Below are 13,049 nucleotides of genomic sequence, written 5' to 3' on the forward strand. Positions count from 1 at the left end.
TTATCTATTGTTAAGCAAATCGTATTAAAGCCTTGCCCCCTGTCGGCGTGTCTCGCGCTGTTCGCCGCGTTCGGTAACTCCACTATCGCGTCTCGCGGCTTTTGATCCCCACCGCCGTGGGGGCTAGCTGGTGTTGTCGTCCTGTCTGTACAGCCACGCCAACGCAGTCCCGAGCACTGCGGTCGCCCCAGTCAGTGCTGTAAAGCCGGGACCACTGGCGGCAGTCCCGGTATTCGTCTCCGTCGCTGTGACCGTGCTCTCTGTCTCGGCAGGAGTTGTCGCCCCACCGGCCACAGTACTCTCGTCTGTCTCAGTCCCCTCACTCGTCGGCGTGTCATCGGTGGCACCGTCAGCCGGGCTTGCTGACCGCGTCAACTCACGGGTTTCAGCCGTTGCGGACTCGATAGCGGCGTCAGCGAACAACAACTGTTTGTACTCGAAGTCCTCGAACATCGCCAGCTGGTCGTCGTAATGTTCGCCGGTAGTGCCGTCTGGAGCGACGTAGCCGTCGTTTCCGGGCGGGAGGATGTTCTCTGCCTGCGGGTCGTCGCTGAGCCGGACGACGTGATTCTCGGTCCCACGGTTCATCAGCGCCGTGTTCCCCGCGGACGTGACGCCGATAGGCATCCCGAACAGCGCGAGGTTGTCGAACTCGTGCAGGGCTGCCTCACGCCGCCAGGACTCCGGGTCGCCGTCGTATCGCTCGGCGAGTTCGCTCACTGCGGTCCGGAACGCCCTGACCAGCGCGTCCGTGATATCTCCATCGGCGTACTCGGCCTGCGTCGGCAGTGCTGTCTCCGCCGGGTTGAGGACCCGCATCAGGGTGCCGCGCCCGTAGTCGTAGTCGAGGAAGTACGATGCCGGTCCGTATGCGCTCCCGAACGTCTCGCTGAAAACCTCTTCCAGAATGTACGGGAACGTCGCATCCCAGATCGTGTAGCCGGCAGAGTGGCGTCCCTCGTTGTCTTCGCCGTCGGCCTGGGCGAAGTGGTCCCACGAAGCCAGTTCGTCGCGGGCTTGCTGTTCGGTGCCGGAGAGGTCTGCGTCCGAAAGCGCGTCAAGCAGATGCTCTCTGTACCGAATCGAACGCAGATCGGTGAAGGAGATATCGTAGATAACGGTCTTCAGGAACTCATAATCGACTGTCCCCTCCTGTACTAACCGCTGTTCGACCAGATTGATGATCCGCTGCACGCGGTGGTCGGTCGCCCACGAATAGCTCAGGTCGCCGTTGTTCCAGTCCGGTGCGGGTTTGTTGTTCCACTGTGCCGAGTACCCCGGGGCGGGGTTGATCGCGTAGGGCACGTCACCGTCAGCCGCGCGCAGGTAGTCCGCCGACGTGAGTTCGTACTGCGTTCCGTCGGCCGGCAACCGAGTGTCCCAGTCGACTGCTTCGCTGTCCGGATACCGCCCCAGATGGACATACGCGATGTCGCCGTCCTTGTCTGCCCACATGAAGTTCAGTGCATAGTCACAGCGCTGTGCTGACTCCCGGAACTCCTCGGCGTCCGTCGCGAACTGACACTCGTAGAAGGCCCGCCAGCAGTTCATGTGCCGGCCGGCGTATGACTTCGTCTGCGCCAGCGCTTCCCCGTTGTCGGGGTCCCACTGTGTCACGACACCATGGCGTGTGAACCGTTCCGTGTACGTCACGTCCTCGCCGTCGGCGACAGTGATCGTCTGCTCGGCTGTTTCGACCTCGTACTCCTCGCCCTGGAAGGTGTACGTGTCCGGACCCGACGCGTTGGTGGTGATCGACTCCGTGAACATCTGGATGCAGTTGTCGATCCCGGCGGTCGAGGTCAGTGCCCCGTTGCGGTTGTGGCCGAACATGATGAACGGATACCCGGTAACGGTGACACCGGTGACGTCGAAATCCGGCCCGTGCAGGCTCGCCTCGTACATTATCGAGGGCGTGTTGAACCCCATCTGTGGCCCGCCCATCAGTAGCGCATCGCCACTGGCCGTGATATCACCCTGAACAGCGAGGGCGTTGCTGCCGTACTTAATCGGGAGGCCAAGACTGTCGAGTCCGGACGCAAGCGTTCGCATCCGCTCCATCTCTGCCTCGTGCATCCCGTCGGCGTCAGTTGGTGGCGTGTAGTCACCACCGGTGACCAAGTTGCTCGGCGTCACAGACGCGCCGGTTGCCCCGCGCGCCACCCTGTCTGTCTCCTGTCCCCCGGTCACGTTGGGTGTCGACCCTGCCCCGACATCAGTATAGGGAGGGGAGTAGGCATCCGATGGCTGGACTGTCGAGGTCGGGCAGCCGGGGTCGTTACCCCACTGCAGGTCCTCGAAGAGCTCCGTGGCACGCTGTTCGCTCCCTGTTTCCTGTGTGAGTGCGTCAAGGACAGTCGCGCTGAGGGTCTCCAGCTGGAAGCCGCTGAAATATGCCATACTGGCGACGAACATCCCCGCGGTGTCCGCCGTAGTAAACGCCTCGGGCTCGAACCCGTGCTCCTGAAACGCCTGGTGGAATTCCAGCTCCTCGCTCTCACGGACGTCGGTAATGTACCGGTTGATGCCGTCGGTAAACGCCTGCAGGACCGCTCGCTGGTCCGCCGTCAACTGCTCAGCGGCCTGCTCGTCGAGTGACGGCTCGCCGGCGGTGTTGCGCCGCGCCTCGATATCGAACTGGACCCAGTCGGTGTCCCCGTCACCCGAGCCGAGGACCGCAGCGACAGTCCCGTGATAGTACCGCCGGTACAGTTCTAGCTGGTAGAGCCGGTCGGCCGCGGTCGCGTATCCGAACCCATAGAACACCGGGTCACGGCTGTCGGCGTCGCGGGCGTAGACGTGTGGCACGCCGTAGTCGTCTCGTCGTATCGTGACCGTCGCGTCATCGTCCTGTGCGTACGCTAGCTCCGTCTCCACGGCTCCGATACCGGTCATGCCGGTGACCGCCGCGCCCGTCTTCAGGAGCGTTCGTCGTGTGAGGTGCCGCCGCGATTGCTGGTGCTGTGCTGGCATCCCGTAGTCGACAGTCTGGATATTTAATAAATATTTGGGAACATTTCAGACGGAGTCGGGTGTGTCTGTTCGAGTCCGGTATCAGTGGTGCAGGAGTATAGACTATAGCAGGGAGGGGCCGGGTACCCTCCCACCGAGATTGACACTTATCGTCCGACCCAAGCATATAATTGGGAGCCTGACGCAGTCCTCGCCATGTCTCAGGAGACGCCGATCCGTGTCGATCATATCGGAATCGCTGTCGAGGACATCAGTGACGCCGAACCGTTCCTGTTCGCCCTCGGCTGTCGGAAACTCATCGAAGAGTCCGTCGAAGGGCGGTTTCGCTGGGCGCAGTACGATTTCGGTCGGGAGGCGTCGCGGCTGGAACTCATCGCTCCGGAGGCACCGGACACGTTCCTCACGTCGTATCTCGACGACCACGGTCCGGGACTCCACCACGTCACGCTCGAAGTGGCTGCTATTGACGCGATGAAAGCGGTCCTGGAACGCAACGGCTACAGCGTCGTCGAGTACCGCGAGTACCAGGACTGGACCGAGGCGTTTGTCCCACCGTCGAACCCGACCGGGGCGCTCTTTCAATTGTTCGAGTATCACGACAGCTACGACGCTGAGCGGCCGCCTGCCGAGAAGCTCTACGTCGATGGAAGCCGACTCGATGGCTGATATCTGCAACGGTTCGCTCTCGGGAAACGGAGTCGAGCGGGAACAGCAGGAGCGACGCTATCAGTCGTCTCTTTCGTCGAGCTGGACCGTTTCCTCGACAATCATTCGGGGGCCGGCCTCCAGGTCGATAAACTCAGCCGCGTCGGCCTGGACCGTCTCGGCGAGGTCGGAATCAAACGCCTCGCTGAGTGCGTCCATGTCCTCGAAATAGAGCTCAAGCACGCCGTCGTAGGCTGCACGCTCCGGGTCCGTTGGCACGGATGTTACGTAGCGTTGCAGTCCCGGCAGATCCTTCGCTAGCTCCGAGTGATCGCCTTGCCATCGGTCGGCAAACTCCTCGTGAGTGTAGCCATCTCTCCGGACGAGCAAATCGACGATTTTTGTCATGCGTTCCCCGTGTCGCCCCGGAGTGGCTTTTACTTACCGATCAGACAGGGCTGCCACCGATTCAAGCTACTCGAACAAAACACTTGTAAGCCAATTAGTCATGTGTGTACGTATGGCAATCCCGCCCGCTGTCAACAGGCCGGTCGGAACGATTGAGCGAGCGATCGAGATTATAGAGTATCTCAAGGAACACGACACGGCCACCGTGTCGGAGATGACGGCCCACCTCGACTGTGCGAAGAGTACAACGCACAGATACCTGAAGACGCTCGCGGCCAACAGCCTCCTCGTCGAGGACGACAACGAGTATCAGCTCGGTATCCGCTTTCTGGACTACGGCGAAGTGGCGCGGAACAAATACCGGCTCTACGACGAGGCCAAGCCGAGAGTCGACGAACTCGCGGAGGAGACCGAGGAAAAGATCTGGTGTGCAGTCGAAGAACACGGCCGGAGCGTCCACATCTACGGCGCGCAGGGCAAACACTCGGTGCAGACGTACGCCCGGGTCGGCCATCGGAACTATCTCCACCAGCACGCCGCGGGGAAGGCCATACTCGCACACCTTCCGGATAGCCAGATCACGGAGACCATCGACAGGCACGGCCTGCCCGGCCGGACGCCACAGACGATCACCGACAGGGACGAACTCTGGGAGGAAATCGAGACGATACGTGACCGCGGCTACGCGTTCAACTTTCAGGAGTCTGTGGAGGGACTGCACGCGGTCGGGGCCCCCATTACGGACGAAAACGACGTTGCCATCGGGGCGATCAGTGTCTCCGGCCCGGCAAGCCGGCTTGAAGGCCCCATTCTCCGGGACGAACTGCCGACGCTGCTACTGGGCGTCGTCAACGAAATCGGGATAAACATGGCCCATCCGTGAGACCACCAGCGCAGTTCTAGCGGGGCAACTGGCTGTTTTTGGACTGTTCTTCCCTGTGTGCGGTATCAGCCAAGCTAGGGACTTCGTTCTGGGATGGGGACGCGCTCACTCGCTGGTCCACTCCGGCTCTCTGTCTTCGAGGAACGCGTCGATTCCTTCGTCCTTGTCACCAGTTGCGAACAGTTGCGCGAACAGTTCGGCTTCGTACTCGATGCCGGCTTCGAGGTCCATGCGGGAGCTTGCGCGGACGGATTTCTTCGCAAATTCGAGCGCCGCGGGGCTTTTCTCTGCAATGGATGACGCTAGATCGTAGACGCGCTCGTCGAAGGAGTCGTCGTCGTGGACCTCGTCGACGAGGCCGATGTCAGCGGCCTCCGTCGCGTCGATGAGTTCGCCGGTGAGGATCAGCCGCATCGCGTGGCCTTCGCCGACCAGACGTGGCAACCGCTGTGTCCCGCCACCGCCGGGCATGATGCCGAGGTTGATCTCCGGCTGGCCGAACTTCGCGTCCGTGTGCGCGATCCGGATATCAGCCGCCTGAATCAGCTCACAGCCGCCGCCGAGCGCGTGCCCGTTGATGCGGGCGATGACCGGCATCGGGCACTCGTCGACGTACTCGTAGACCCGCGGTCGCTTGCTCGCCTCCCGTTGCTCTAGCATATCCCGCTCCCGGAGTTCCGTCACGTCGGCACCCGCAACGAATGCCCCGGTGTCTGCCGCGCCAGTCAATACGACAGCACGAACGTCACTGTCCGGAACTGCGTCGAAGACCTGTTTGAACTCCGACCGCAACTGCGTGTTGAGCGCGTTTCGGGCCTCCGGACGGCGTAATTCGACGGTAGCGACGTTTTCGACGCGGTCGCCGACGCTCACCGAAACCGTTTCACAGTCCGCCGCGGCGTCAGCGAGGTCCGTCATGCGTCCCCCCAGTCGCCGCTGGTGCCGACGATGTCGCCGTCCTCCCAGACGTAGAACCCCTCGCCGGATTTCTTGCCGAGTTTCCCGGCCCGGACCTTTCGTTTCAGGATCTGTGGCGGGCGGAACCGTTCACCGAGTTCCGCACGCAGGTACTCGAGGATATCGAGGCGGACATCGAGACCGACGACGTCGCCGAGTTCGATCGGTCCCATCGGGTGATTGTAGCCAAGTTCCATCGCGGTATCGATATCCTGTGGTGTTGCAACGCCCTCCTGCACCATCCGCATCGCTTCGACGCCCAGCGAGACGCCGAGGCGGGAGGAAGCAAAGCCCGGTGCATCGGCCACCTCGACCGGTGTCTTGTCGATCCCGTTCACGAACTCGCGGGCACGCGCAACCGTCTCGGCACTCGTCTGTTCCGCGACGACGATCTCGACGAGTGCCATGATGTGAACCGGATTGAAGAAGTGGAGCCCGATGGCTCGGTCGGGATAGTCGAGGACGCTCGCTATCTCAGTCAGTGACAGCGAGGAGGTGTTCGAAGCGATAAGCGTCGCCGGGTCGACGTGGGATTCGACCTCGGTAAGCGTCTCGTGTTTGATTTCCATGTCTTCGGGGACTGCTTCCACGACGAGGTCTGCCCCGGTCACGGCTTCCTCCAGCGATGTCGTCCCGGTGAGGCGGTCCAGGGTTGCCTCAGCCGTGGATTCGGTCACTTTCTCCCGGGCGATACCCTCCTCCAGATTCGACTCGATGGCGGCCAGGCCGTCGTCGACGATATCCGCATCGATATCTCGGAGAGTGACGTCGTGACCGGCCATTGCCGACACTTGAGCGATACCGTGTCCCATGGTACCGGCGCCTAGGATAGCTACGTGCATCGTTTCTCAGCACAGTAGCGAAGGATAAAAACGTTGCTTGCGTCTCGCCGCCGGCGTGGCCTGCATTTAATACGGCGGCCGCGATAGGAGTCGGTGAGGATGACTGCTTCCGACTCGCAAGCCGTTGTTGTCGACGCCGTACGAACGCCACAGGTACCGAAGGATGGCGCGCTGGCCGGGACACATCCCGAGGACCTCGTCACCGCTGTGCTTGCCGCACTCGTTGACCGGACCAATGTCCCAGCCGTCGAGTGGGACGACTTCCGGCTCGGGTGTGCAAACCAGGAGGCAGAGCAGGGGCGCAACCTCGCCCGGCAGTCGATACTCGCCGGTGGGTTCCCCGAGACGGTGCCTGGGGCGACGACGACCCGCCTGTGTGGCTCGTCACTGACGACGCTCGTCGACGCCGCTCGCGCCATCGAGGCGGGCGACGGGGCGGTGTACCCGGTCGCCGGCGTCGAACACATGAGCACCGTTCCCTTCTCCAACTGGCTGCATCCAGCTATCGAACAGCGGTACAACCCCGACAGGCTCCCGATGGGACAGACGGCCGAAACCATCGCACGGACCCACGATATCAGCCGAAAAGCCCAGGACGAGTTCGCGTTGCGTTCACACGAGCGGGCGGTCGCTGCCATGGAAAGCGGTCGGTTCGACGCAGAGACCGTGCCAGTCCACACCGACGAGGCAGCGATAGAGACCGACAAAACACCACGGGCAGACACGTCAGTCGAGCAGTTGAGCGAACTCCCGACGGTGTTCCGCGACGACGAGGCGGCGACAGTAACGCCGGGGAACGCGTCACCGCTGACCGACGGCGCGGCCGGAATGCTCGTCACTTCGGCGGCGTACGCAGAACAGCACGACCTGGATGTTCTCGGCCGGGTCAAGACGCGGTCCGTCGCTGGTGTCGACCCGCTAGTCATGGGACGGGGACCGATTCCGGCGACGCGTGCCGCACTGGACGACACTGAACTGACAATCGGCGATATCGACCTCGTGGAACTCAACGAGGCCTTTGCCGCGCAGAGTCTCCACTGCAAGCGCGAGCTGGGGATTCCGGCCGAGCGGCTCAACGTCAACGGTGGCGCTATCGCGCTCGGCCACCCGCTTGGCTGTTCGGGGGCGCGGATCACGACAACGTTGTTACACGAGATGCGACGGCGGGAGGCGACGCACGGACTGGCGACGATGTGTGTCGGTTTCGGTCAGGGCGTCGCGGTTGTGTTCGAGCGTCCCTGATGCTGTCGGCTACCGGCGCTGGCTGGCGACCTGTGCTTTGAAGCCGTATCTGATGACGCCCTCCTGCGTGTAGATGCGCCGCGTCGTCAGCACGACGGAGGTGCCTATCGTGACCTCGTCAGTTGTATCGAGCACCTGTGCGGGGACGCTCACAGTCTGCTCGCCAGATGGACCATCAAGCGCGACGATAGCGCTATCGAACTCGCCGCTGCTGGACTGCTGGGCGACGAACTCCGGTGGCGCACCCCCCTGTTCGATAGTCGTTACTGCCTCGACTGTCCCGGTCCCAGGCAGTTCGACAGTGTCGAAATCACCGGTGCGCTCGTGACAGTCGTTGCAGGCCCCGGTGGGCGGGAAATTCAGTGTACCGCACGCAGAGCACCGGCCGGCGACGAGCCGGTGGCGTTGCGGAATCGTCCGCTGCCAGGACGGGACGCTAACGTAGGCGCCGCCACCCTCGGGTTCGTCGCGCGTAATCTCGCCTCGCCGCCTGAGGTACTCGGCGTAGGACAGGGAGACGGCACCGTCCAGTGCAGTGTTGACCGGAACAGGACCAGTGGCGACGAACAGCGTCGCACTCGCACCGCTTCCGTACGCTGCGATCAGCACGCGTTCGGCGTCGTCTGCAAACGCTGTCGCCGCTCCGAGAAACGCACTGGCAGCGCCGGTGTCCCCGAGCGTACTGACTGTGTCCGCGGCGGCAATAGTCTCTGCGTCAACCCCGAGCGCACCTGTTGCCCGATACGGGAGTTTCCCGTCCGGGGACTGGACCGCTGCCGCATCGACTGTATCCATCGACACGTCCAGTCTGTCGGCCGCACTGCCGAGCGTGGTCGTGAACGCCTCGCGGTCGTACTGCGGCACACCCAGGCCGGTCGTCCGGTCGTCCCCACCCGTTCTGAAGCGCGTTCCGGGGTAGGCCTCAGTGTGTGACGCCCGGTCAACGACGGTTCCGGGACCGTCCTCGTCGACAACGAGCGCGACACTCCCGGCACCGGCGGCGTGCTCGACGCCGCTGTCGGGGTCACCTCGGGGACAGTCACTGATGACGACGAGGCCGACACCGTCCCCGAACGGCCCGCCGTCCATGGTTGCGTCCAGTGCCTGCGCACCGACGTGCGTGGAGCCGGTCATGGTCTGGGTCTTTGCGCTGTCGGGGACGTTGAGAATACTGCAGAGTCGCGCCGCAAGGTCCTCTTCCGCCATCGGTGGTGTCGTTGTCGCGAAGGCCAAGTGCGCGACATCCGTCCCGGACGCGTCGGCCGCAGTGAGCGCACGGCGTGCGGCTTCGACACCCATCGTGACCGCGTCCTCGTCGGCGTCGGGAACCGCTTTCTCGTCGACCCCCGCTGCATCGAACCGACCCCAGGCGGCTTCGAACTCCGCGGCGTCGATCCGCAGGCGAGGTGCGTACGCGCCGATAGCCGCGAGCCCCGACGCAGTCATCGTGCAGCCTCCCGTTCGAGGATATGGACAACAGCGCTGCCGCCGCTCCCACCCACGTTGTGAGTGAGCCCGTACTCCGGGGCCGCTAGCTGCCGGTCCGCGGCGCTGCCGGTGAGTTGTTTGAACGCCTCGACAATCTGTCCGGCCCCGGTTGCGCCGATAGGGTGGCCTTTCGATTTCAGTCCGCCGGAGAGATTGACCGGTATCGCTCCGTCAGCTTCGGTCGTTCCCGCTTCAAGTAACTGCGGTGCCTCGCCGCGGTCACAGAACCCGAGGTCCTCGTAGGCAAGCAGTTCGGCGATCGTGAAGCAGTCGTGGACCTCGGCGAAGTCGAGGTCGTCAGGGCCGACTCCGGCGCGGTCGTAGGCTGTGTCCGCAGCCTTTTCTGATGCAGAAATCGCGGTGTAGCTGTCTCGCTGGAAGAGCCCGACCCGGTCGCTGGCCGCGCCGACTCCGGCGACCCGAACCGGGGCATCAGTGTACTGCTCAACGACGTCTTCACTGGCGACGAGAGCGACGGCTGCGCCGTCGGAGGTCGGACAGCAGTGATAGAGGTTCAACGGGTCCGCGACGACCGGGGCGTCGACGGCGTCTTCGAGGGAACACTCGAAGCCCAGATGGGCCTTCGGGTTCTTTGCGCCGTTCCGATGGTTCTTGACCGCCACCATCGAGAGGTGCTCCTCGCTAGCCCCGTACTCCTGCAGATACGCGCTTGCCATCTGTGCATAGACGCCGGAGAACGTCGTCCCGGTCAGCCGTTCCCACTCTGTTTCGCCGGAGACGCCGAGCCAGTACTTCGTCACGTCGCTGCTCATGTCTGTCATGACTTCGACGCCGCCAGCCAGCGCCACGTCGGCCATCCCGCTTTTGACTGCCTGCACCGCCTGACGGACGGCGTAGCCCGACGCAGCACAGGCGTTTTCGACGCGCACGCTGGGGATTCCGTGCAGCCCGGCGTGTTCGGTTGCTGCCGGTCCCGAGAGACCGAGTTGTCGACCGCCCACGCCGAGTGAGCCGACGACCGCTTCGTCTATTGCATCCGTGTCGATACCGTGGTCGACACTGTCGATGGCTTCGCTGACTGCGTGGTCGAACAGTGATCTGTAGCTCTCTTCGGGCATCGAGCCAAACGGCGTTTGCCCTGCGCCGATGAGATACGCGTCCCGCATACATGGAACTCTGAGGGTACTGAAAAATAGCTTTGCATCGTTTGCCGACAGCCCCCGGCCAAGCGCACAGCTGGCGGCGGAGCGACCAATCCCAAACCATTTTATCACTATCATTCCATTTTATCATTGACGATGGTGTACAAGCAACTGGAGGCGGCTGACCGTACAGAGCTGCGTGCGTTGCAAACCGACCGATTACAGGGGGTTGTTACGCACGCCTACGAGAACGTCCCGTTTTATCGGGAGAAGCTCGACGAAGCGGGCGTCTCGCCCGAAGACATCCAGAGTATCGACGACATCACGAAACTGCCGATGACGACGAAAGAGGATTTCCGCGACGAGTACCCCGATGGCCTGTTCGCCGTCGACGATGCGGACGTCGCCCGGATCCACGCGTCGTCCGGGACGACTGGGAAGCCGAAAATCGTCTCGTACACGGATGACGACCTCGACAGCTGGAGCGAAGTCGTTGCCCGTTCGCTGGCTGCGAGTGGGACCGAACCGGGCGACACCGTCCAGAACGCCTACGGATACGGGCTGTTCACCGGCGGATTGGGGCTTCACGACGGAGCCGAGGAGCTGGGGGCCACAATTATCCCTATCGGGAGCGGCCAGACCCAGCGACAGGTCGAGTTGATGACCGACCTGGAGAGCGATGTGTTCACATGCACCCCGTCGTATGCGCTGTACCTCGCCGAAACGGCCGAGGAAATGGGCCACGACCCCAGCGACCTGCCGATCTCGACGATTATCTTCGGAGCGGAACCGTGTACCGATCCGATGCGGGCAGAAATCGAAGAGCGGCTGGGCGTCGACGGCATCGATGTTTACGGGCTCTCGGAGATCATCGGTCCCGGCGTCTCGTGTGAGTGCCACGAAGCACAGGACGGGCTCCACATCTGGGAGGACCACTTCTACCCGGAAGTCATCGACCCACAGACGAAAGAACCAGTCGAGGAAGGCGAGGAGGGTGAACTCGTTCTCACAACACTCACCAAAGAAGCGTTGCCGGTCTTCCGATACCGGACCGGGGATTTGACGACGCTGAACTACGACGAGTGTGCGTGTGGACGGACGATGGTTCGGATGGACAACGTCACCGGTCGGACTGACGACCTCCTCATCGTCCGTGGCGTGAACCTCTATCCCAGTGAAATCGAGCACGCTGTGCTTGACATCGACGGCGTCGCTCCGCACTACCGCATCGACCTCTACGAGGAGAACAACCTCGACGTCCTGGAACTCACCATCGAACGGACTGCGGAGCAAGGGCCGGGCGACAAAGCGCTGGAAGACGAAATCATCGAGCGACTGGAGAACGTGCTCGCGTTCACCCCGGACGAACTCGAACTCGTTGCGCCCGGGAGCATCGACCGAACGCAGGTCGGCAAAGTAAAACGCGTCTACGACCACCGTGACTGACTGTCAGGGCCGGTAGACTCGTCCGCGAAACGTCGCGATGCGCTCGCCATCCTGTGCAGTCACCGTTACCTCGTACTCTGCGGTGCTGTCCGCGAGATGCGTCTCCTCGGCGACCGCAGACAGCGTCTCACCGGTTTCGACGGCGTCTAAATACGAGATGTTCGTCTCCAGTGCGACCGCCGCCTCGCCGTGCGAGTTCGACGCCGCGGCGAAGGCTGCATCGGCGAGCGAGTAGACCGCACCGCCATGGGGCGTCCCATGAAAGTTCAGCAGGTCCTCGGTAATCGTCAGTTCAGTCTGGGCGTACCCCGAGTCGAGTTCGACGACGTCAATGCCGAGGGTTTCGCAGTACGCGTCGGATTCGATGCGCTCTCTGACTTCGTCGGCGACGCCGGACATACGGCCTGTGGTTCTATCAGGAATAATAAATATATACCGGTCGCCGCTGCTGTCAGCGGAGCGTAAAAATATAAATGTCTGCTATCAGATGGGGAACTATGGCGTACAGCTACGAGCCACACCACTTCGAGGACTTCGAAGAGGGACAGGAGTTTATCAGTGTCGGCCGGACGGTCACCGAGTCCGATTTCGTCATGCACTCTGCGCTGTCGGGCGACTGGACGGAACTGCATACGAACAAGGAGTACGCGGAAGAACAGGAGTTCGGTGAGCGGATCGCACACGGGCCGATGACGTTCGTTCAGGCGACCGGCTTCGTCTACCGGACCGGTATCGTCGAGCGGACCGCGTTCGCGTTCCTCGGGATGAACTACATGGACCTCCCGAACCCGGTCCACATCGGCGACACACTCCAGTTGGAAATCGTCGTTGACAACACCAAGGAGGTTGGGCGCGACGACGCCGGGTTAGTCGTCCTCGACACTGAAATGGAAAACCAGGACGGAACCGTCGTCTTCAAGGGCGACATGAAGTTCCTGATCAAGAAACGCGAGTGAGTCAACTGACGCGTCTGAAAGCGATGCATCGGTAGCGGGTAGTGCCTCGATTGTGCGACTTGGAGATCGAGGATCGCGCTCTCGCCACCCAGACATTAATGATCAA

General features: G+C 62.6%; 12 protein-coding genes. 5 read left to right on the forward strand and 7 right to left on the reverse strand.

The window, feature by feature from the left end; translation table 11 throughout:
* Positions 1–123 precede the first annotated feature (123 nt).
* A complete protein-coding gene (locus tag AV929_RS01295; RefSeq protein WP_064287158.1) occupies positions 124–2,973 on the reverse strand; it encodes a penicillin acylase family protein in 2,850 nt (949 codons plus the stop codon).
* A gap of 195 nt (positions 2,974–3,168) precedes the next feature.
* Here AV929_RS01295 and AV929_RS01300 point away from each other — a divergent pair, with 195 nt between their 5' ends.
* Entirely contained in the window at positions 3,169–3,639 is a 471-nt protein-coding gene (locus tag AV929_RS01300; RefSeq protein WP_014030887.1) for a VOC family protein, read from the forward strand.
* Positions 3,640–3,699: 60 nt separating this feature from the next.
* Here the strand turns inward: AV929_RS01300 and AV929_RS01305 are convergent, their stop codons facing one another.
* The gene (locus tag AV929_RS01305; RefSeq protein WP_050036557.1) at positions 3,700–4,026 is read right to left on the reverse strand and encodes an EthD domain-containing protein; all 327 of its coding nucleotides are present in this window, start codon (positions 4,024–4,026) and stop codon (positions 3,700–3,702) included.
* 112 nt (positions 4,027–4,138) lie between these two features.
* On the opposite strand from AV929_RS01305, the gene AV929_RS01310 reads away from it, so the two are divergent.
* Positions 4,139–4,909 (forward strand): IclR family transcriptional regulator, encoded by a 771-nt coding sequence (locus AV929_RS01310; RefSeq protein WP_014030889.1) that lies wholly within the window; start codon positions 4,139–4,141, stop codon positions 4,907–4,909.
* Between the two features lie 105 nt (positions 4,910–5,014).
* On the opposite strand, the gene AV929_RS01315 is transcribed toward AV929_RS01310, so the two are convergent.
* Together AV929_RS01315 and AV929_RS01320 are read right to left on the reverse strand one after the other, a co-directional pair.
* Entirely contained in the window at positions 5,015–5,827 is an 813-nt protein-coding gene (locus AV929_RS01315; protein ID WP_064287159.1) for an enoyl-CoA hydratase/isomerase family protein, read from the reverse strand.
* Complete coding sequence (locus tag AV929_RS01320; RefSeq protein WP_064287160.1) at positions 5,824–6,708, reverse strand: 3-hydroxyacyl-CoA dehydrogenase family protein; 885 nt, start codon at positions 6,706–6,708, stop codon at positions 5,824–5,826. Before AV929_RS01320 ends, AV929_RS01315 begins: the two co-directional genes overlap by 4 nt.
* Before the next feature lie 99 nt (positions 6,709–6,807).
* On the opposite strand from AV929_RS01320, the gene AV929_RS01325 reads away from it, so the two are divergent.
* Positions 6,808–7,950, forward strand: a complete 1,143-nt coding sequence (locus tag AV929_RS01325) for a thiolase family protein (protein ID WP_064287161.1) — start codon at positions 6,808–6,810, stop codon at positions 7,948–7,950.
* Positions 7,951–7,959: 9 nt separating this feature from the next.
* On the opposite strand, the gene AV929_RS01330 is transcribed toward AV929_RS01325, so the two are convergent.
* Positions 7,960–9,396: a zinc ribbon domain-containing protein gene (locus AV929_RS01330; protein WP_064287162.1), complete on the reverse strand. Its 1,437-nt coding sequence runs from the start codon at positions 9,394–9,396 to the stop codon at positions 7,960–7,962.
* Complete coding sequence (locus AV929_RS01335; protein WP_064287163.1) at positions 9,393–10,565, reverse strand: thiolase domain-containing protein; 1,173 nt, start codon at positions 10,563–10,565, stop codon at positions 9,393–9,395. The genes AV929_RS01330 and AV929_RS01335 overlap by 4 nt, the downstream gene beginning before the upstream one ends.
* Before the next feature lie 132 nt (positions 10,566–10,697).
* On the opposite strand from AV929_RS01335, the gene paaK reads away from it, so the two are divergent.
* Positions 10,698–11,987 (forward strand): phenylacetate--CoA ligase PaaK, encoded by a 1,290-nt coding sequence (paaK, locus tag AV929_RS01340; RefSeq protein ID WP_044952595.1) that lies wholly within the window; start codon positions 10,698–10,700, stop codon positions 11,985–11,987.
* 3 nt (positions 11,988–11,990) lie between these two features.
* Here paaK and paaI read toward each other — a convergent pair whose 3' ends face one another.
* Positions 11,991–12,386, reverse strand: a complete 396-nt coding sequence (gene paaI, locus AV929_RS01345) for a hydroxyphenylacetyl-CoA thioesterase PaaI (protein WP_014030896.1) — start codon at positions 12,384–12,386, stop codon at positions 11,991–11,993.
* A gap of 98 nt (positions 12,387–12,484) precedes the next feature.
* On the opposite strand from paaI, the gene AV929_RS01350 reads away from it, so the two are divergent.
* Positions 12,485–12,943: a MaoC/PaaZ C-terminal domain-containing protein gene (locus tag AV929_RS01350; protein WP_008308373.1), complete on the forward strand. Its 459-nt coding sequence runs from the start codon at positions 12,485–12,487 to the stop codon at positions 12,941–12,943.
* Positions 12,944–13,049: the final 106 nt, after the last annotated feature.

The organism is Haloarcula sp. K1 (assembly GCF_001647155.1).
In the GTDB taxonomy this organism is placed as follows: Archaea; Halobacteriota; Halobacteria; order Halobacteriales; family Haloarculaceae; genus Haloarcula; species Haloarcula hispanica.